The sequence below is a fragment of the Streptomyces sp. NPDC007863 genome, assembly GCF_040633895.1.
In the GTDB taxonomy this organism is placed as follows: domain Bacteria; phylum Actinomycetota; class Actinomycetes; order Streptomycetales; family Streptomycetaceae; genus Streptomyces.
In genome coordinates, this window is sequence record NZ_JBEYEI010000024.1 from 1 (window position 1) to 18,812 (window position 18,812).

General features: G+C 70.9%; 12 protein-coding genes. 5 read left to right on the top strand and 7 right to left on the bottom strand.

Annotation, left to right across the window (positions count from 1 at the left end):
• Positions 1-455: 455 nt before the first annotated feature.
• Positions 456-851 (bottom strand): hypothetical protein, encoded by a 396-nt coding sequence (locus tag ABZ621_RS31335; RefSeq protein WP_360609933.1) that lies wholly within the window; start codon positions 849-851, stop codon positions 456-458.
• Positions 852-1,199: 348 nt separating this feature from the next.
• Here ABZ621_RS31335 and ABZ621_RS31340 point away from each other — a divergent pair, with 348 nt between their 5' ends.
• Positions 1,200-1,382: a hypothetical protein gene (locus ABZ621_RS31340; RefSeq protein WP_360609822.1), complete on the top strand. Its 183-nt coding sequence runs from the start codon at positions 1,200-1,202 to the stop codon at positions 1,380-1,382.
• Between the two features lie 215 nt (positions 1,383-1,597).
• Here ABZ621_RS31340 and ABZ621_RS31345 read toward each other — a convergent pair whose 3' ends face one another.
• Positions 1,598-1,975 carry a nuclear transport factor 2 family protein gene (locus ABZ621_RS31345; protein WP_360609823.1) on the bottom strand — a complete coding sequence of 126 codons (378 nt, stop codon included), beginning with the start codon at positions 1,973-1,975 and terminating at the stop codon, positions 1,598-1,600.
• A 537-nt stretch (positions 1,976-2,512) separates the two neighbouring features.
• Here ABZ621_RS31345 and ABZ621_RS31350 point away from each other — a divergent pair.
• Both ABZ621_RS31350 and ABZ621_RS31355 read left to right on the top strand, forming a co-directional pair.
• Complete coding sequence (locus ABZ621_RS31350) at positions 2,513-2,746, top strand: heavy metal-binding domain-containing protein (protein ID WP_360609824.1); 234 nt, start codon at positions 2,513-2,515, stop codon at positions 2,744-2,746.
• Positions 2,747-3,614: 868 nt separating this feature from the next.
• A complete protein-coding gene (locus tag ABZ621_RS31355; RefSeq protein WP_360609825.1) occupies positions 3,615-5,069 on the top strand; it encodes an FAD-dependent oxidoreductase in 1,455 nt (484 codons plus the stop codon).
• Between the two features lie 194 nt (positions 5,070-5,263).
• Here ABZ621_RS31355 and ABZ621_RS31360 read toward each other — a convergent pair whose 3' ends face one another.
• Positions 5,264-6,256 (bottom strand): hypothetical protein, encoded by a 993-nt coding sequence (locus ABZ621_RS31360; protein ID WP_360609826.1) that lies wholly within the window; start codon positions 6,254-6,256, stop codon positions 5,264-5,266.
• Between the two features lie 303 nt (positions 6,257-6,559).
• Between ABZ621_RS31360 and ABZ621_RS31365 the strand changes: the two genes are divergently transcribed.
• Together ABZ621_RS31365 and ABZ621_RS31370 are read left to right on the top strand one after the other, a co-directional pair.
• Entirely contained in the window at positions 6,560-7,651 is a 1,092-nt protein-coding gene (locus ABZ621_RS31365) for a S8 family serine peptidase (protein WP_360609827.1), read from the top strand.
• Positions 7,652-7,686: 35 nt separating this feature from the next.
• The gene (locus tag ABZ621_RS31370; RefSeq protein WP_360609828.1) at positions 7,687-7,845 is read left to right on the top strand and encodes a hypothetical protein; all 159 of its coding nucleotides are present in this window, start codon (positions 7,687-7,689) and stop codon (positions 7,843-7,845) included.
• Between the two features lie 102 nt (positions 7,846-7,947).
• Here ABZ621_RS31370 and ABZ621_RS31375 read toward each other — a convergent pair whose 3' ends face one another.
• From ABZ621_RS31375 to ABZ621_RS31390, 4 genes are all read right to left on the bottom strand, one after another.
• Complete coding sequence (locus ABZ621_RS31375; protein ID WP_360609829.1) at positions 7,948-8,274, bottom strand: hypothetical protein; 327 nt, start codon at positions 8,272-8,274, stop codon at positions 7,948-7,950.
• 642 nt (positions 8,275-8,916) lie between these two features.
• The gene (locus tag ABZ621_RS31380) at positions 8,917-11,817 is read right to left on the bottom strand and encodes an RICIN domain-containing protein (protein ID WP_360609830.1); all 2,901 of its coding nucleotides are present in this window, start codon (positions 11,815-11,817) and stop codon (positions 8,917-8,919) included.
• A gap of 872 nt (positions 11,818-12,689) precedes the next feature.
• A complete protein-coding gene (locus ABZ621_RS31385) occupies positions 12,690-15,479 on the bottom strand; it encodes a GH32 C-terminal domain-containing protein (protein ID WP_360609831.1) in 2,790 nt (929 codons plus the stop codon).
• A 200-nt stretch (positions 15,480-15,679) separates the two neighbouring features.
• Positions 15,680-18,616, bottom strand: a complete 2,937-nt coding sequence (locus ABZ621_RS31390) for a GH32 C-terminal domain-containing protein (protein ID WP_360609832.1) — start codon at positions 18,614-18,616, stop codon at positions 15,680-15,682.
• Positions 18,617-18,812 lie beyond the last annotated feature (196 nt).

Genomic DNA, 18,812 nt, shown 5'->3' on the forward strand with positions numbered 1-18,812 from the left:
GGCCGGACGAACTCCCACTCGGCATCTGACAGTTCATGGCGACGTATCACCTCACCATGATCCACCAGGCAAGATCGTTTGAAGACATCGCCTAGGCAGCTCGGGGTTGCGGCGGCCGCGCGCTGGCCGCGTCACTCCGAACCCACGGCCCGCGATTCACGGACAGGGTGCCGGCGGGAGGCCCGCCGCCCCGTGCGGCCACCCGGCGCTGCCGGTGTCGCCTGACGCAGCGCTCGCCGGAAGCCAGATGCCAGATGCCAGATGCCAGGCCATCGTGAGAAGGAGTGCAATCCGACCGACCGGGAGTCAATCGTTGCCGTGTTCTGGATCCGGTATCGCCCGTACCCGTCGAAGACGGCCGCCAAGGAAGCGGTACGCGCCGTTCTGCACGGGCATCCGTAGGGAACCGAGCTGACCGGGGAGGACTCCGACCTCGTGCGCGACCTGCGGCCCCGTCAACCGATCAGGGACGCGGACGGTTTGTCGATCGCAACGAGGCGGAGCGCTGGCGCGCATGGCGGGAGGACCGTGCGGTGCTTGCCTTGCCGGCTCAGGCGGAGAACCGCAGGCGGCCGCGGGTGTAAACCGATCCCCCCCACCCAGGACGTTTCATAGGCCGTCACCTGTGCTCCCCGGGCGCGGCTGGTTGGACGGTGGAACCGAGGATCTTCGACGCGCGGGTGCGGCGGGTCTCCTCCTTCTTCTGCGCCCTGCCGAAGGTGGAACGGACTCGTGGTCTCGCGGGCGGCGCCGTCGATGATCCGGGCGACGGTGGTCGGCTGCCACTTCCCGCCGCGCTTCGACGGCAGCTCGCGCACGTTGAGCCGGCGGCAGACGGCGTGGACGCCCAGGCCCTCCTCCGTCGTGCCACTTCGAGATCAGGTTCTCGATCTCCTTCTCGTCTTCGTGGTCGACGAGCATGCCGTCGACGGTCTGCTGCCCGGAGCGAGGTGCGCCGTACGCGTAGCCGCCTTGCTCGCCCTTGGTGGTGCGGCCCCGTCGCGCAGGCGCTTGCGGATCAGGGTGAGCTCGCGGGCGAGGCGGTCGAGATTCGGGGCGGCAGTCGTGCTCCTGGGCGGGCAGGCCGTAGCCGCCGACAGCCTGGCCGCCGGCCGAGACGAGCAGGAACGTCGTCCATCCTCGCTCCGCCGGCCATCAGACCCGGGCAGCATCAGATCCCGACACAACGAGAGGGGGACGTGCTGGAGTGGGTGCCGTTCCGTGGACTGTTCGCCTGGGTCGACAAGGTCACCGAGATCGGAGGGGAGCGGCTCAAGAAGCGAGGTGCCGAGACCGACCGCCGTCGAAGGGACACCCGCAACCGGGTGAGCACGGTGGTGAGCAACCACGATGGCCGTCCCCGTACTCACCGCAGCCGCTGACAGCAGCGACTCAAGCGACCGAAGAACCACCACCCCACCGCCAGAACCCGACTTCACCACCCACACCCGAAGACGAACGCCGGTAGACCGAGCCCATCCCCCGCGGGAGCGGGGCGCGCACACGAGGCCGCTCGCCGTGCTGGTGCCGTCGCCGGGGTCACCCTCGCGCGGGCGGGAAGCAGGCGCCAGGAGAAGGACAGCGTCAGAAGGACAACTCAGGGGGCGGACGGCTCGATCTCCCCCGCGAAGACGATGACCTGGTCGATGAGGCTCCGCCGCAGATGGACGACGTCCGTTCCCGCCAGCCGGGGGCCTCCATCAGGCGTGGTGAAGACCCACCGGTACCGGGCCCACTCGTCAGGCATGTCCACCGCTGAGCAGCGCACCATCGTTCCGGTCCCCGCCGGGTGTCGCCGGAGGTCGAGCACGAAGCGCTCGACCGCCTCGATTCCTTCGCTGCGGCCCAACGGCCCCCAGAAGACCACGTCCGAGGTCAGGGCCTGGGAGAGCAGGTCCGTCACATAGCTGTCGTCCGAGGCGTTGAACGCGGAGATGAACGTGTCGATCGCGGAGCGTGCGGTCTCTTCCTGCATGCCCCAGTAATACCAGCCGTTCCGCGCACTCTCGTCCCACGAGCCGCCTTCCGATCACGGTGAATCATCCCGGCCGCAGCGCTACAGACCATCCCGCGTGTGAGGGACCGGGCCCGACCGACAGAACCGCGCGCTACCGTGCGCCGAGGAAACGAGCGCGGCTTCGCTCAGTACACCCCCCCCGTTGAGCGCCTGGCTCGTTGTCATAGGCCCGAGCCTGGCGCGCCGAGCCAGGCCTCTCACGCTGAGGCCCTGATCCACCCGCAGGCACCGCAGAAGGCGCTTCAAAATCTCCAGTTCTTCTCCGGCAGCCTGCTCCCCAGTGTCCCTTTCGACGGGGCCGCACTACCGGCTGCGCGGACCGGCACCGCCGCGATGGCAACCATGACCAGCGTGTTGTTTCGGCCTCCGAGTTGTGGGCGGCAATCCCGAAGGCTGGGAAGCGCACGGCGATGTGGCCAGTTCGATCCTAGGGTCTTTCCGGAAACGGGAGCGAGACTTGGCCCCATGTCGAGAGAGCGCAACTTCCCTGTGCCGTTGAGCACTGTCGAGGCCTTTCGGCAACCCGATCGGGTCCGTGACACATTCGTCGTGTGGAGCGACTACAGCGTGAGCGTCGCCGAGGCGTTCTCGACTCTCAGCAGGGTGGCGCACGAGCGTGGAGCCCACGAGGTGGTGGGGGTCCGGCTGATCCGGGCTCAGAGCCACCATGCCGTCAGCACGGAATTCGATCTCGTGGCCTATGGAACCGCTGTGGTGTACGAGCCGTAGTCCCGCCCTGCGAGAACGTCCGGGCCGACGCCCGTCACGATGCATTGTGGCCGCCGCGATCAGGGCAGGGCACGAAGCCCCAGGCCGAAGATCAGGGGCGGGCGACTCCCGCAGTGAGGCAGGCGGTCAGCCCCGTCCCAGAATCACGGACAGGGCAGACCGGGACCATCCCCACCAGCGAGGGGAGCAGGCTCCCTGAGCGGCAGTTCTGCCCGACAGCGGCCTCCTCCCAAGCAACTTCACCTGACAGCGACGCGGGCGACGACCCAAACGACTGTTTCATGGCGAGTGCCCCGCCGGAATGGTGAGTACGGTGGCGAGCCCCCCGCCGGCAAACGGCCCTACGCAACACGACCACAACCACAACCAAGGCCAAGGCCAGGGACCACCGGCATCCCGAACGACCGACAGCCCGCACGATCAACCCGAGCATCCAGTCCCGTGCGAGCGCGGAAAGCAGACGGTGGAAACGTCGGCGTCGAGGAGCGTCGCGCAGGGTGCGCCGGGTGCAAAGGATCAGGATGCCCATGCCCATGCCCATGCGGGCATGCGGGTGCTGAGGATCTGCTGGGTCTGGCTGGAGCGCAGCGGCTTCAGGGCGGTGGGCAGCGCGCGGGTCTGAGATGTTCGCGCAGCACAGGGCGGCGACGGTGATCCGTAGCCGATACGAGGCACGGACGGGCTCCTGGCGGGCAGGGAAGTGGCGGACCGGCAGGACGGCGGTGCACATCGCCCGTGATGGCGCCCGAGACGGCGGCGGCATGCGCCGCGCGATCGCTGATCGGGAGTCCGCTCCGCGTGAGCGGGGCCGTTGCGGGGGAGGCTTCCGCGACACGGACGACGGGAAGGGTCTGGTGTGGTGCGGCGAATGAAGGCGGATGTCGCGGTGGCGGGCAATGGTGTCCTCGGCTTGTCGCTCGCGGTGGAACTGAAACGCCGCGCCCCAGGGCTCCGGGTGGTGGTGGTCGGCCCGGCCTCACGGCCGGGCGGGGCGACGACCGCGGCCGGGGCGATGCTCAACTGCTTCGCCGAGGTCACCGACACCACGCACCGCCATCCGGCCTCCCGCGCCAAGTTCGCGATGGCACGGACGGCACTGGACGCCTGGCCCGACTGGCTCGCCGCCCTCGGCGACGGCGACGGGAAGGGACCCTCCGCGGTCTCGCCGGGCACGTTCGTGGTGCTGGGCGCCCAGGCCACCGCGACCGCCGTACGGAACTTCGACGCGGTCCAGGAGGCGTTGAAGGAGCACGCGGAACCGCACCAAGAAGTCCAGGCCGCCGACATCCCCGGCCTGCGGCCCGTGCCCCACGAACGCCCTGTCCGCGCCCTGTACCTGGAACGCGAGGGTGCCGTCGACGCCCGCGCCGTCCTCCAGGCGCTGGAAGACGCCGGCCGCCGTCTGGGGGTCACCGTCACCGACGGTCGCACCACCCACCTGCTGGCCGCCCACGGCCGGTGCACCGGCATGCGCCTGGACGACGGCACCGAGATCGCCGCGGGGGCCGTGGTCGTGGCCGCAGGCACAGCCTCCGGTCCCCTCCTCGATCAGCTGCTCCCCGACCGGACCCCGCCGATGCTGCACGGCACGGGATGCGCCGTGCGCACCCTGCGCCACACGGGGCCCGGCTTCGACCGGGTGATCCGCACCCCCACCCGCTCCGGTGCGTGCGGCATGCACCTGGTGCCCCTGGGCGGTGGCGTGGAGTACCTCGGGGCGACCAACGTCGTCTGTTTCGACCCACCCCCCGGCCCACGCCTCGGCGTCACCCAGTTCCTGCTGCGCTTCGCCACCGAACAGTTCGACACCCGCCTCGGCATGTCGTCCGTCCAGGGCTGGCACTACGCCGGCCGCCCCGTCCCCCTGGACCGCTTCCCGCTCCTGGGCCCGACCGGAATCGACGGCCTGTACGCGGCGACCGGCACCTACCGCGACGGATTCCACAGCTCGCCCGTCATCGCCCGCCACCTGGCCGACACCATCCTGAACCCAGGCCCCCTGCCCGAACTCCTGGCTCCCTTCGCCCCGGTGCGCGGCCCCATCGAAACGATGACGGTCGAGGAGTCCATCGACCTGTTCGTGTCCGACGAGGTCGAGACGGCCGCCGAGTACGGAATGCGCCTGCCGTACTTCCTCGACACCGACCCCATCGCCACCCGTGCCCGCAACCAGGCACACGAGGCCCTCGAACGGCTCGAACCACCGGTCGCGCTACCCCCCGAGATCCTCACCGCGGTCCACGCCGCGCCTCCCACACACCTCCGCCACCTCAACACCTACCTGCGGACCTCCCGCACAACCGGTCCGGTGCCGTCGCCGTAGAAGCCGAAGCACGCCTTGCTGTTCGCCGGGCGGTCCCAGCGGGGGCGGGAGGCGATCGGGCCCATCCCCACGGCCGCGGGGAACAGAAGCCGCCGCGGCCATCGGAGCAACCGGCGGGGCTATCCCTACGGGCGTGGGGAGCAGACTCTCCGACCAGCGGTTCTCCCCGCCGGCACTGGCGCCCCTGGAACGGATCAGGAGAGCACCCACTGGGGCGGGTGCCCCGGGTCGGCCGGGCAGGTGAAGACGTGCAGGTCTCGGTCACGGCCGAAGCGGAGCCGCGTGGGCTGGGCGACGGACTGGCCGCCCCTGATCGAGGCCATCCCCTGCAGGGACGGATCGCGGTCTTCCAGCGGCATCCAGCTGTGCGAGTCGGGGTCCATCTCGTCGCCCCCGGCCGTCAGCAGGAGCCGCATCGGGGCCCTGCAGGACGCGCAGGCGATGTCCATCGGGCCCGTGGACGCCCAGCTGGGAAAGCCGCCGACCCGCCAGCCGGGCGGGATCGAGAGAGCGCCCTGGTAGTCAGGTGCGTCGCGGCCGCCTTCAGCCGTCTGGGCATCGTCCCAGGCGTCGATGCGGGCGATCAGAGCCGCGGGCAAGGTGTCGTCCTCCGCCCACGGATACGTGTCCACCTCCTCAGGGTGCACGACACAGGGTTCGGGGAGTTCGTCCTCCCACCGCAGCAACGGCACTTCAGGCGCGGCAGCCAGGAAGCGGTCCGCTCGCTCCGTCCGCGCGGCCAGCCTCCACCGCAGGAGGTATCGGCGCTCGAGGTGCGGCCCGTGGGTGCGCGGGCAGCGGAAGAGCTGCACCAGGTCAGCGCCGCCGGGACCGGCGGCAAGGCCGGGGACGTCCCGGCCGAAGAACTGGGCAAGCCCCACGAAGGGGGTCGGCCCGCCCTCCCCCAGGCTGCCGGCGCCGAGCCACGCGCGGCTCCGAGGCCACACGCCGGCCCGGGCGGCGCGGATCTCCTCTGGCGCGTACCCCTCGGTCTCCGGCTGGTGCGACTCGCTGCAGACCGGCCACGGCTCGTCGCTGGGCCACAGCAACGGCCCGCCGACATGGCTGTCGTGCCGCCCGGGCCGCCCCGGCCGCGGGTGCAGGCGGGTCGTCCGCCCTCGGTATGCCGCCAGCTCCGGGAACACGGCCTCCACGGCGACCGGTCTCGCCGGCGTTGTCCTGGTCATGGACGGAACGTACGCGGCCGGAAACACACCACGCGAACCGGTTACGCGATCCCTCCCGCGAGGACAGCATGCCCGGCCAAACCAGCGCCCCCGGGCCAAGCACGACCACAGTCCCCCCGACAACCACTCACCCAGCACGGACCGATGGTCCACAGCAAGCCGTGCCCGGCGGCGACTTCTCCCTCGCGCAACTTGAGTACGCTGGTCAGTTCGCTGCCGACCTCCCACATCGTGGGAATCTGACCCATGAGGAGCCTGTCTGCGGTTCGTTTCGCTTCCCGATGCAGGTGAGCGAACTGGGAGATGTGGCCGAACGTACGCCGCGGCGTCGACTGCCTCAGCGGCAGCCCCGTCGTACCCGGCCTCAGCCTGGAAGACCCGAGCATCCACGGCACACCGGCCGCCGGGATCATCGGCGCCCGCGACGACGACCAGGGACTGGTCGGGATCGCGCCGGGCACGCCGCTGTGGTCGGTCAAGGTCGCCGACGACACGGGCTTCATCTCCGACGCGTCGTTCATGTGCGCCATGGACTGGCTCGTGGCCACCCGCACCGACGCCGACCCGGACAACGACATCGTCATCGCCAACATGAGCTTCAGCTCCGACCCCGTCGACGCCCCGCTCTCGGACCTGGACGACAACGCCTGCGGCACGGTCGACCAGGACGCCGCCCACCTGGCCGTCTGCAACCTCGTCGCCCGAGGCATCACACCGGTCGCCGCCGCCGGCAACGACCGCGCCGACCTCGCCCGGGTCACCCCCGCGGCATACGACGAGGTGCTCACGGCCACCGCGATGGCCGACTACGACGGGAAACCGGGCGGAACGGAGAAGCCGCCGGTCTGCTACGGCGTGGACGAAGGCTTCTTCGGCGAGGCGGACGACCTCGCTGCCCTGGAGTTCAGCAACTTCGCCCGCTCCTCCGCCGACCAACGGCACACCGTCGCCGCCCCCGGAGTGTGCATGGAAGCCGCCGCCCCGCTGCCCTTCCACCACAGCGTCAACATCGGCACCAGCTTCGGCTCGCCCGCCACCGCCGGCGTCCTCGCCCTGTGCGTCCACACCGGACGCTGCGATACATCGAACCCCGCCCACAACCTGCGAACCCTCGTCGACGACACCCGTGCCTACAACAACAGGAACCCACGCCACGGCTTCTTCGGCGACCCGCACAGCCCGATCCCCGGCCATTACTACGGCCCCTCATCGCAGCCGACCGCTACTGACGACGAGCACCTCGCCCCCATCGTGTGGCGCCCACTCTGCGACCGCCCTGGCACCCCAGCCGAGGGCGGCGCCCTGCACCACATGCAGGTCCTCGACGACTACGGGCTCGGGCGGCGCTCGCGGACGCGGCCGACCGGACCGCCGCGGCGGTCCCGAAGGCGGTAGGCGGCGGAGCCGAGACGCTCGCGCCGTTCCACGACGTGCTGTTCGCACGGGGCGATCTCGACCTGCTGATGATCGGAGCCTTCGGGACGTCCGCGTACGTCATGACGGCAAAGACCAGGCGTCGGCAGGGACTCAAGGCCCGGATGGAGCGGTACCCGGCCGTTCGCGGCATCAAGATTCCCTCCGAGGTCTGAGGGGCGTCCGGTGCCATTCCCAAGATCCACACGACTCGGTGTTGGCTGACGTTCGACCTCGCACCTCTCCTCCGGACCTGACGGACGCCGGCAATCCACGGCTCAGCTCCCAGGGCCCTGACCGGCGGTAGTGAGCCTGGTGGTGGCTAGCGGCGAGGGCTGGGGCTTCGATCCGGAGTAGGGCACGGCGGGCTCGCCGGCGGCAGCCCAGTGGGCCTCACCGCCGGTGCGGGCACGGAGCGACTTGACCTCGCACCGCCCGCACGACGGGCCCAGCGTCCAGCCGGCGCACTCGGCGCGCCATTCGCTGGCCGCCTCCGGGGGCTTGCCGCACTCGGTGCACACGGCCATCACCCGACGGGCCTTCTCCCGTGCGACGCTGAGCCGCGCCTCCCCCGGCGGCAGGGCGAGCGAGGGGGTGGCGGGCAAGGCGGTGATACGGCGCGGAGACCACGGCGCCTGCACTGGTGCGAACCGGCCCTTCGAACGGAGCGGCCAGGATGGGGGCAGGTCCGCGCCCTCGTCCGTCCCTCCCCCCTCTACCTGAGGGGACGGACGGACGGAGTTCTCGGTGTCCGGGCGGGAGAACTGAGCGGACAGACTGAGCGGGAGCTCGCGAACCTGCAGTTCAGCCTTCACATCCGGGGCAGAAATCCGGCCCCGCGGGGCGAAGTCTGACCCCACGGGCCAGATGCCCGACCCACCCCCTCCAGACCGGAATTCTGACCCGCCCCTCCAGCACTGCCGCCACCCCCTGCCCGGTCTCCCCGTCCCGGTCCGCCCGCCGGGCCCAGGCCAGTTCCCGTTCCGCGTCCGGACCGCGGCCGCCGACCGCTCGGCGGCCGGACGAATCTCGTCGCTGTTCACCGGAGCCCGGGTCTCCCGCCGTGCCGTCTCGTCGAGCTGCCCGAGGACGATGGACGCGGTCTCGTGGCTTGCCGAGCGACGGGGAGGGACGCTCGCGTCGCCGGCCGGGGCGGTCGAGATCCTGTACGTCCGTCCCGCCCGGCTTACGGGCGCCACTCCCGCTGCCCCTCTCTCAGGAGGAGGCGCGCGTCGGCGGCGTCGCGGTCAGAGGGGGACGATCGTCCATTCCTGACCGGCCGTTCCGTCGGCGGGGAGCTGCACGATTCCGGTGCCGGCTTCTGTCGAGCCGTTCGCCACGCCCGCGTACAGGCCGCTGGATCCGTTGACCAGGTGGTAGTGGCCGCTCGTCGCGGAGGGCACCAGCTTCCACCACTGGTTGGGGCTGTCGGTGTCCGTCCACTGGTCCAGCGCCTGACCGGGGGCCGTGGAAGCACCGGGGTTGTCGAGAACCTTGCCGCTGTGGACGTTGGAGAGGCGGAACGATCCGTCGTAGTTCGGCCGCAGCCGCCACTGCTGGTTGGCTCGGCCCGACCACGTCCACTGGATGACCGGAGCTCCGTTGCCCGTGGATTCGTTCGCCACATCGAGCACCTTGCCGCTGGCCCGGTTCACGACGCGGTAGGTGCCGGTGAGCATGCCGACGGTGATCTGGGTGCGGGTTCCCGCGGTGAGGGTGAGCTTCCGGACGTGGTCCCCGAGCGGGGAGGACTCCACCGGCGCCGTGGTGGACAGCGAGGTGATGCCACGGCGGCAGACGAAGTCGAGGCTCTGGCTGATGTCGGAGACGAGGGTGACGGTGGCGGTGTGGGCCGCGGTGTCCCAGGTGAGACTCTCGACGAGGACCCGGTTGCGCCCCCGGACACCCCGGATCGTTCCCTTCGCCAGCTGGTCGGGCAGCGCCGGAAGGATCTCCAGCAGACCCGGCCGGGTGTAGAGAAGTGCTTCGGCGATGATCGCGGGCAGGGCGTTGGCGGCGTCGCTGTTGTAGGTGTGCAGGTCAGGGTTGTGGGAGGTGACCAGGGAGCGGAAGACCATGTTGCTGCCCAGGACCTTGCGGATGTTGTCGTATACGCCCGCGCCGTCCTTCAGGCGGCTCCAGGCCAGCGCGCGGTGAAGACTGCCGTGGGCCGCGTAGTTCTCGTCGCCGCGGATCCTGAGCGCCTTGCGCGCGCTGAACACCAGGTCGGGCTTCTCCTCCGGATTGATCTCGTGCAGGGGCCAGGCCCCGTAGAGGTGCTGGGCGTGCCGGTGGTTGTAGCGGTCGTGGAGGCCGGGCCAGGACCACTCGGCCAGCGCGCCGTCGCCGTTGACGGTGTAGTCGGGCAGTTTGGCGAGGAGGGCGGTCCAACGGGCCACACCCTGGCCACTGCCCTGCTCCACGTTCAGCGTGTTCGCCGCGTCGATGGCGGCCTGAAGGGCGTGACGGCCCGCCATGATGTCGCCGGTGGCGTTGGTGGAGAGCATGTGGCCGGTGTTGGAGGGGGAGTTCTCCATCGAGAACGACGGGACGAAGACCACCTTGCCGCTCGATTCGGTCCGGGTGAGGAAGTCCTCGTAGAACAGGGCGAGCTCCATGAGCGCCGGTCCGAGCTTGTCCCGGAGGAACGCGGCGTCTCCGGTCACCTGGTAGTACTCGAGAAGCGGGTACAGCATCCAGTCGGCGCCCCCGGTCCAGCACTGGCCGGGGAAGTCACCGCCGTTGAAGTGGAGCATGTGGCCGTGTTCGCCGTCGGTGCGGGACGGCGCCAGGAACCCTCGTGCGCCGTACAGGTGGGCGGCGTTCGTGCGCCAGTCGTCGAGCTGTCCCAGGACCAGGTCGAAGAACCCCTGCATGGCTGTGCCGTGGCTCAGGATGTTGCCGCCGGCGACCTGGAGGTTGACGTTGGCGTCCGTGGTGAAGTCGTCGGCCCACGCTCCGTTCCAGCTGCCGGCCCACACTCCTGTCAGTCGCGGGGGCAGGACGCCGCTGGAACTGACGAAGAGGTATCGCCCACTGTCGTACATCCGCTCGAGCAGCGCGATGTCGACCGTCCACCGGTCGTTGTTCTGCCGTGTCGTGAGCTCCGAGGTGGAGAGCAGCCGGTCGGCCGCGGAGACGCCGAGGTCGAGGCTGGATCCGTCGAACATGGCCTGGTGGAGTGGTGCGTGGCGCCCGAGCAGGGTGGCGTAGTCGGCGGAGAGCGCGCCCAGTGCGGCATGCAGCGGCTTGGCGTTCCAGTCACCCGCCTTCTCGTAGCGGCCGAGCTTGGTCAGCAGCACCACCTTGGCGGCCCGCGAGACGACGAGCGCCCCACCGGCGGCGGACACCTGGGCCCCGCCCCCCGTGACCACGACCCTCGTGACGCCCTCGTAGCCGAAAGCCCCCTGCCCTGAGGGATACGTGGCGCGCAGAGTGAGGTAGCCCTGGCCGCCGGAGACGGAGGCGCTGGTCGTGAAGCCGACGTTTCCGGGGACGCCCTCCAGTGCGGTGTTGACCGTGACCGTCGTGTCGACCGTCCTCCCGGGGGCGGGCAGCAGCTCGTGGACGACGACCTTGTCGGCGCGCGAGACGAAGACCCGCCGCCGCCAGACACCGGCACTGTCGGACCAGGAGTGCGTGACCTCGCCGGTACGGAAGTCGGTGACCCTCGCGTAGTCGTTGGAGGTGGTCGCGCCCGGCGTGCTCAGCTGCAGCTCGTACCCCGGGTGGAACGTCTGCGTCCAGCGGAGGTCCCAGCCCTCCGCGAACTCCCCTGCCGCACCCCAGTAGTCACCGGCCAGCGCCCGGTCCCGCACGCCCTCCAGACGGTCCGCGATCACGGGCGGCTTCACGTCACGGGTTCCGTTGGGCAGGACGAAACGGTGGTGGTTCAGGATGATCTTTTCCAGCTGTGGCGACCCGTGGAGTACCGCGCCGTACTCGCCGTTGCCGGTGACGAAACCGTCCGTCCACGCCCACGCCGGCACGGTGTCGTACATGCCGCGCTGCGGCAACGCCACCTGGGGCGGCACGGCGGCCGCGGCCGCCGGCGCCAGGATGCCACCGGGGAGCGCGACCGCGCCCGCGGTCAGGGCTGCCGCCGCGATGAACCCTCTGCGGCCAAGAGGGATGTCGGGAGAGGACACGACGAAACTCCTTCGATGAGCAGAAAAGCGGGGGGGCACGCCGAGTCGCCCGGCGAGCGACATGGACCGCGTACGGTGTCCCGTCTGTCTCGGCCCCTACCGAATGGGAACGTAAACATCGGCGTGCCGGGCCAGTGCAGCACGCACCTCTCCAGCGCGTCAATAACCGTGCGCCCCCCTGCCGTTCCTCGACGCGGCGGCCCTCGCACGGCACCGAGCAGAGCCTGCAGGCGCTCCTGCCGACCAAGGGCCTACCTCCTGGAGCACCGGCGCGCCCCCTGCCCGCTCGCGCAGGGCAGGGCTGACCAGAAGGTTGGGGATCGAGCGAACGGCAGTAGCGACTGCAGTCGACCCGGACGGCCTGCACTGGTGAAAGGCGTGCCAGGTCGCCGGTGACGGGAGCCGACAGCGGCGGGTTGCGTGCGTCGCCGCCGCGGTAGCCACGACCAAAGCCCTCATCGACCAGGAGATCGGCCAGGACACCCGCGCCTGGGTCACCGAACACCCCCGCCTCCTCGGCTGGCCCACCTGGCACGGCGACACCGACCAGCCCACACCCTCCGCGGCAGCCTCCCGCTGACACTGAGGCAGCGTGCCCCCACCGTGCCTTTCGGAGGCGTCTTCGCGTACGTGGCTCCGCCGGCCCGCGGCCGCCCCACGTGTGGCCGCCGCGGGCGCGGGACGCAGCGGCGCGAGCAGGGCGTCGCGATGCCGGGGACGGGACCGTCCCCGTGTGTGTGGGGAGCAGACGGGAGTAGTCGTACGCGGTCGGGCCGACGGCAACGGCCCGGTCCCCCGGCGAGGCCGGGGAACCGGGCGTCGTGGGTGCCCGGAGCTGCTGAGCAGCCCGTGGACACGGTGAGGCTAGTCGGTCACTGGGTCATGGTTCCCATCTTCCAGACGGTCATGGACTTGACGGTGCTGCCGTCGCCGAAGAGGCGCAGGCCGAGGGAGTCCTGGCGGAAGGGGTAGGCGCGGGTGGTGAGGGACTTGTGGTTGTTCGCGTACGCCTCGATCATCGAGCGGTCGAGGAACACGTCGAGGGTCAGGGTTCCGTCGGAGAGGGGCAGCGGGCCCTTGTGGACGCCGAAGCCGGGCTCGGCGCTGGAGTTGTTCCCGGACCGGGTCCGGTCGACGCCGAGCTGTCCCGCCGGGGCGTCGTAGAAGATGCGGGTCCGTTCCTCGTCTCCGGGGCTGCGGAGCACGTCGAGGCCGAACGTGCCGGCGCTGCCTCGCTCCAGGGTCAGCTTGACGTGGAGCATGTCCCCCTTGATGCCGGACAAGCGGGTGTTGGCGTCGGCGAGGGAGGTGGGTTCGCTGATGTTCAGGAGCGGCTCGCCGGTGTGGAGGCGGGAGACCTCCTCCACGGGGCGGAAGCCGAGGTCTCCGTCGGGCCGCATGGACAGCTCGATGGGGAGGCCGGCGTTGTGGGCCCATCCGGCGTCGTAGTGGGCGCGTTCGGTGCGCCGGTCCTGGGCGATGCTGAAGACGAGGGACCGTCCCTTGTCGTCCACCGTTCCGCTGGGGCCGGTGAAGTGGTCGCCGTAGTCCATGAGCCGGGGCTCGGTGGTGTCGGGGGTCCAGCGGCGAGCCTGGGCGTCCCAGGTGCCGACCCAGTAGTAGACGTACTTGCTGCTGTACTCGCCGGGACCGGCCGGGAAGGCCGGGTTGATCAGCAGGGCCCGGCGCTCGCGGCCCTGGGCGTCCTTGCCGATGGGCAGGAAGGTGGGCAGTTCCCAGACCTGGCCGGTCTTGGGGTGGGCCGCCACGTCGCCGACCATGAGGGGTCCGGAGTAGGTCCAGTCGGTGAGGTTCTTGGAGGTGTAGAGCAGGGCGGTGCCGCCGATGTCGGTGCCCGAGGTGGTCTGGACGCCGGAGCCCATCAGCTGGAACCAGGTGTCTCCCTCCTTCCAGACGAAGGGGTCGCGGAAGTCGCCGAAGCGGACCTTGCGTCCGGCGCCGACGTTCAGGTCGGCGGTCTGGCTGGTGACGAGGGTGGGGTGCATCTTCCACTCGGCCAGGTCGCTGTCGGCCGGGTCGACGGGGCGGGCGAGGCCGGTGGCCTGGTTGGGGCGCTGGGCGTCGTTGCCGGCCGTGAACAGCAGGACGGGCACGCCGTTCTCGTCGTAGGCCGCGTCGCCGGACCAGACTCCGTCGGGAGCCACGCTGTCCTCGGTGGGTGCGAGGGCGACGGGCAGGTCGCGCCAGTGGACCAGGTCCTCGCTCACCGCGTGTCCCCAGGCGATGTTGTGCCAGTAGGGGCCGTGGGAGTTGTGCTGGTAGAAGAGGTGGTACTTGCCCTTGTACTGGATGGGGGCGTGGGGTTCGTTCATCCAGTGGTTCGGGGCGGTGAAGTGGTAGCCGGGGCGGTAGCGGTCGCCGTCGTAGCGGGAACGGTCCATCTCCATCCGCGCCTCGGGCGTGGCGCCCCCGGTGAAGGTCTGCACGTCCTTCTGGTGGCCGGCCGTGACGGACGCCGGGGTGAGGGCGCTGTTGTGGATCTTCACCTCGTCGATGAGGCCGTTGAACATGTTGACGGCGAAGGTGCCGTTGATGATGGCGGGCTGGTTGTGGCGTCCGATGATCAGGGGAACGTCGGCCTTGGCCAGGCGGGCGTGGGTGGGGATGGCGGTCCGGGCGACCTGCTCGCCGTTGAGGAAGAGCGTGATCGCGCCCTCGCTCGGGGCGAAGACGGCCGACAGGTGTGCCCACGTGCCCGCGGCCAGGGCCGCCGGCTTCGGGACGGTCACCTCGTACCACGCGTCGCCGGTTCCGATGCCGAACTGCCACCTGCCGTGCCTGCCGACGCCGAGGGAGAAGCCCCGCTTGGCTGCCTTGTCCTGCTGGTTGACGACGACGGACGGCTTGCCGTCGTCTCCCCACTCGAACGCGCGCGGTGCGACCCACGCCTCGACGCTCATGCCGTCGGTCGGCAGCTGCGTCTGCGCCGCGGCGCGGGTGACCCAGGTGGAGTAGCCGTCGAACAGCAGGGCGCCGGAGAGCACGCCGTCGGCTTCGTCCTTCGGTCGCCACAGCGGGTCGCTGTCGGGCTTGTACTGCGCGTCGGTGAAGACGTAGCTGATCGGGTCGGCGGCCTGGCTGACCTTTTCCCGGGTCGTGGTGCCCTGGCCTTCGGTGAAGTCCCAGTGTGCGGCGAGTCCCCGCTGGGAGGGATCGGGGGCGGGGTCGGTGCCGACGCGGACGTCGTCGAGGTTGACGTGGCCCCATCCCCCGGTGGCCTTGTCGACGACCGTGATCCGCAGCTGCTCGCCGAGGTGCTCGCGGGCGTCCCAGGTGACGCGGCGGTACGCCTCGTCGTCCGTTCCGGTGGCCTTGTGCAGGACGGTTCCGTCCAGGGTGGTCAGAGCGGCGTAGAGATCGCTCTCGTTACGGCCGCCGGAGACCAGGACGCTGACCATGCCGGTGCCCGTCAGGGTGAACGGCTCGGACGTCACCGTCCCGGTGGCGGCGTCACCGCCGCCGGCGAAGCCCCACAGGTGGTGGGAGCCCTGCTGGTTGAAGCAGCAGCCCCAGCCCCAGCCGGGGTCGTCGGTGACGGCTCCGTTGAACGCGGTTCCGGTGGTGGTCCAGCCGGTGAGGTCGCCGGTCTCGAAGCCGGGGTTGGACAGGGTGGTCTCGGTCGCGCTGGCGGTCTGTGTCATCAGGGGTGATGTCAGACCGAGGCATATCGCGAGGGCGAGCAGCAGCCGCAGGAGACCGCGGCTGGTCGCCGTTCTGGATGGTGCACGGGTTCGCATGCGAACCTCCGTCGTTGTGGGGTGGTTTGATCGGGCGGAGTGGACGCCGGCCCTCGGCTCGGCACAGCCCGGGGCCGGCCCGTAGGGGGTGGTGGGCCGCGGGGTCAGGAGCGCCGGACGGGGACGTTGACGTCGGCGACGTTGATGTGGCCCCAGCCTCCGTCGGCCCGGTCGACGACCTCGACGTAGATCCGGTCGCCGATGTGGGCGGAGAGGTCGAGGACGACGCGGCGGTACTGCTCCGTGCTGCGGCCCGTGGCCTTGGCCAGCACCTTGCCGTCGTCGGCGCGGACGGCGGCCGCGTAGAGGCGGTCGGGGTCGTCGCCGCCGGACACGAGCAGGTCGACCAGGCCGTCCCCGCCGAGGACGACGGTGGCGGAGCGCAGGACGCCGGTGGCGCCGTCGCCGCCTCCGGAGGGGTTGAAGCCCCACAGGTGGTGACCGGTCGGGTCGTTCTCGGTCTCGGCCTGGTAGAAGGGCCCGCCCCAGCCCCAGTCGGTCCGGGTGGTCACGTTGGCGTCACTGAAGGTCGTGCCGGACACGACGGTCCATCCGGTGAGGTCGCCGGTGGCGAAGTCGTGGTTGGGCAGTGCGTCGACGTTCGCCGGTCGCGGCGGGTCGTACGCGGCGGGCGCGGCCGGCGTGTCGTAGGCGCCGTTCATGCGCCAGACGTCCAGGGACACCACGTGGGCCGGTCCGCCGTCGCTGGTCAGGCGCAGACCGGTGGCGTCCTCGCGGGTGGGGTAGACACGGCTGGTGATGCTGTTGGTGCCGTTGACGTACGCCTCCAGCATCGACCGGTCGAGCAGGACCCTGAGCGCGAGGCGGCCGCCGTCGAGGTCCACGCTGCCGCCGTGGACGCCCTTGCGGACGTCCGGGTCGAGGCTGGAGCGGCCGCGGTCGATCAGGAAGCGCCGCTCGGACGTGTCGTAGGTCAGCAGGGTCTCTTCGGTTCCGTCGGCGCTGGCCCGGACCGCCAGGGTGATCGTCCTGGCGCCGCGCGGCTCGATGACGGCGCTGACGTCCAGCAGGTCCCCCGTGACCCCGGCGAGCCGCCGGTTGGCTTCCGCCACCGACGTCTGCCGGATGCGGGCCAGCCGCGCGCCCCGCAGGCCGGTGGCCTCGGCGATCGGTTCGATGCCGAGCGTGCCGTCCGGGCGCAGGGAGACGGACACGGGCATGCCGGCGTTGTGCGCCCAGCCGGACTGGGCGTGCTGCTGCTCGGTGCGGCGGTCCTGGGTGATGCTGAAGACCACGGAGCGGCCGTCGGGGGTGACGAAGCCGGACGGGCCGGTGAAGTGCTCGCCGAAGTCGAACTCGCGGGGCTCGTCGTGGTCGGGCACGAAGCGGTGGGCGCGCTTGTCGAAGGTGCCGATCCAGTAGTACGTGTGCTTGACGGCGTTCGGGTTGAACCCCTCCCACCACGGACAGATCAGCAGGATGTGCTTGCCGGTGCGCCGGCCCCGGGGGCCGGGGAGCGGGAGGAGCACCGGCAGCTCCCACACCTCACCGGGCTCCGGCACCGTGGCGAGGTCGTTCCGGTGCAGCGGGCCCTGGTAGGTCCAGGGTCCTTCGGGCCGGCGGGCGGTGTAGAGGAGCGCGGTTCCGCCGTGCTTGCGGGTGATCTGCGCGCCTTCGTAGTCGACGATGCCGCTGCCGACGAGCTGGTACCAGACGCCGTCCTCCTCCCAGACGAACGGGTCGCGGAAGTTCTCCGCCCACGCGGTTCCCGGGCCGGCCGGCAGGTGCGCCGGGGCTTCGGTGACCGGCTGGGGGCGCATCGTCCAGGTGGGCAGGTCGGTGTCGCCGTCGGCCTGGTAGGTGGACACGGCGAGTCCGGTGCGCTGGCGGTGGGGCAGCCGGTCGTCGCCGCCGGTGAAGAAGAGGACCGGTCCGCGGTCGCCGTCGACGCAGGCGGATCCCGACCAGATGCCGTCCGGGCCGGCCGAGTCCGCGGCGGGGGCGAGGGCGATGGGGAGGTCGCGCCAGTGCACCATGTCGGTGCTGACGGCGTGTCCCCAGTGGATCTGGCCCCAGAAGGGTCCGAGCGGGTCGTGCTGGTAGAAGATGTGGTACTTGCCCTTGAAGTACACGGGTGCGTGCGGTTCGTTCATCCAGTGCCAGGGCGGCAGCATGTGGAACTGGGGACGGTGCCGGTCGCCGTCGAAGCGGGACCTGTGGGGGGTCAGGTCCGGGCGGGGTACGTGGTGGCCGGGCAGTGCGGCGATCGTCTCGGCGTGCTCGCGCCGGGCGGTCGCGTCGTCCAGGGCACCCGGGCGGATGGCGAGGCTGTCCATCAGGCCCATGTACATGTTGGCCTGGAACTCGCCGTTGAGCAGCGTCGGGCGGTTGTGCTTCCCGATGAGGAGGGGTTCGCCGGGCGCCGGCTCGGGGGCCTTGTCGGGGGTGGCGGCGGTGCCGATCAGGCAGCCGTCGAGGTAGAGGCGCAGCTGGTGGGCGGAGGGGTCGTAGGTGGCGGCGACGTGGCTCCACCGGCCCTTGGCCGCCGCCCGGTCCTCGGCGCCCTTGACCTCGATCATGTCGGTGCCGAAGCCCAGCTGGAAGGCGATCCGGCCGAAGCGGCGCAGACCGAGCAGGAAGCCCGTCCTGGCGCCCGGGTCGTGCTGGTTGACCAGGGCCTGGGGCTTGCCGTCGATGCCGTGCTCGTAGGCGTACGGGGCGATCCAGACGTCGACGGTCACGCCGGCGGCGAGGTCGAGCCTGCCGGGTCCCTCGGCCGTGACGGCGGTGGAGTAGCCGTCGAAGTACAGGGCCCGGCCGCGGACCCCACGGCGGCGGACCGGACCGCTGTCGGGCTTGTAGCGGGCGTCGTTGAAGACGTAGTCCACCGGGGTGGCCGATCCGGAGACCGCCTCGCGGGCGACCGGGCCGGATCGCTCGTCGAAGTCCCAGCGGGCGATGGGCTCTTGAGGACCCGGCCGGCCGCCGCCGGCGGCGGCGAAGGCGGGGGCGAACGACAGCGGTGCGACGGCACCGCCGACCGCGGCGGATACGACCCTCAGGGCGGTTCTTCTTCTCATGCTGCCTCCTGGGCTGCGTGACAGACGGCGATCTGACGGCCTGCCAATTCGATTTAGGTGATGGGTCGGCATGGTTCGGGCGCCGTCGCCGCTAAAGCAAGAGCTAACGCATACGAATTTCGACTTCGCGCTACCTAGAGATGCTCAAACCATCACATAAAGTCACCGTTACGCAGGCGAGATGTCCGGGGTGTTG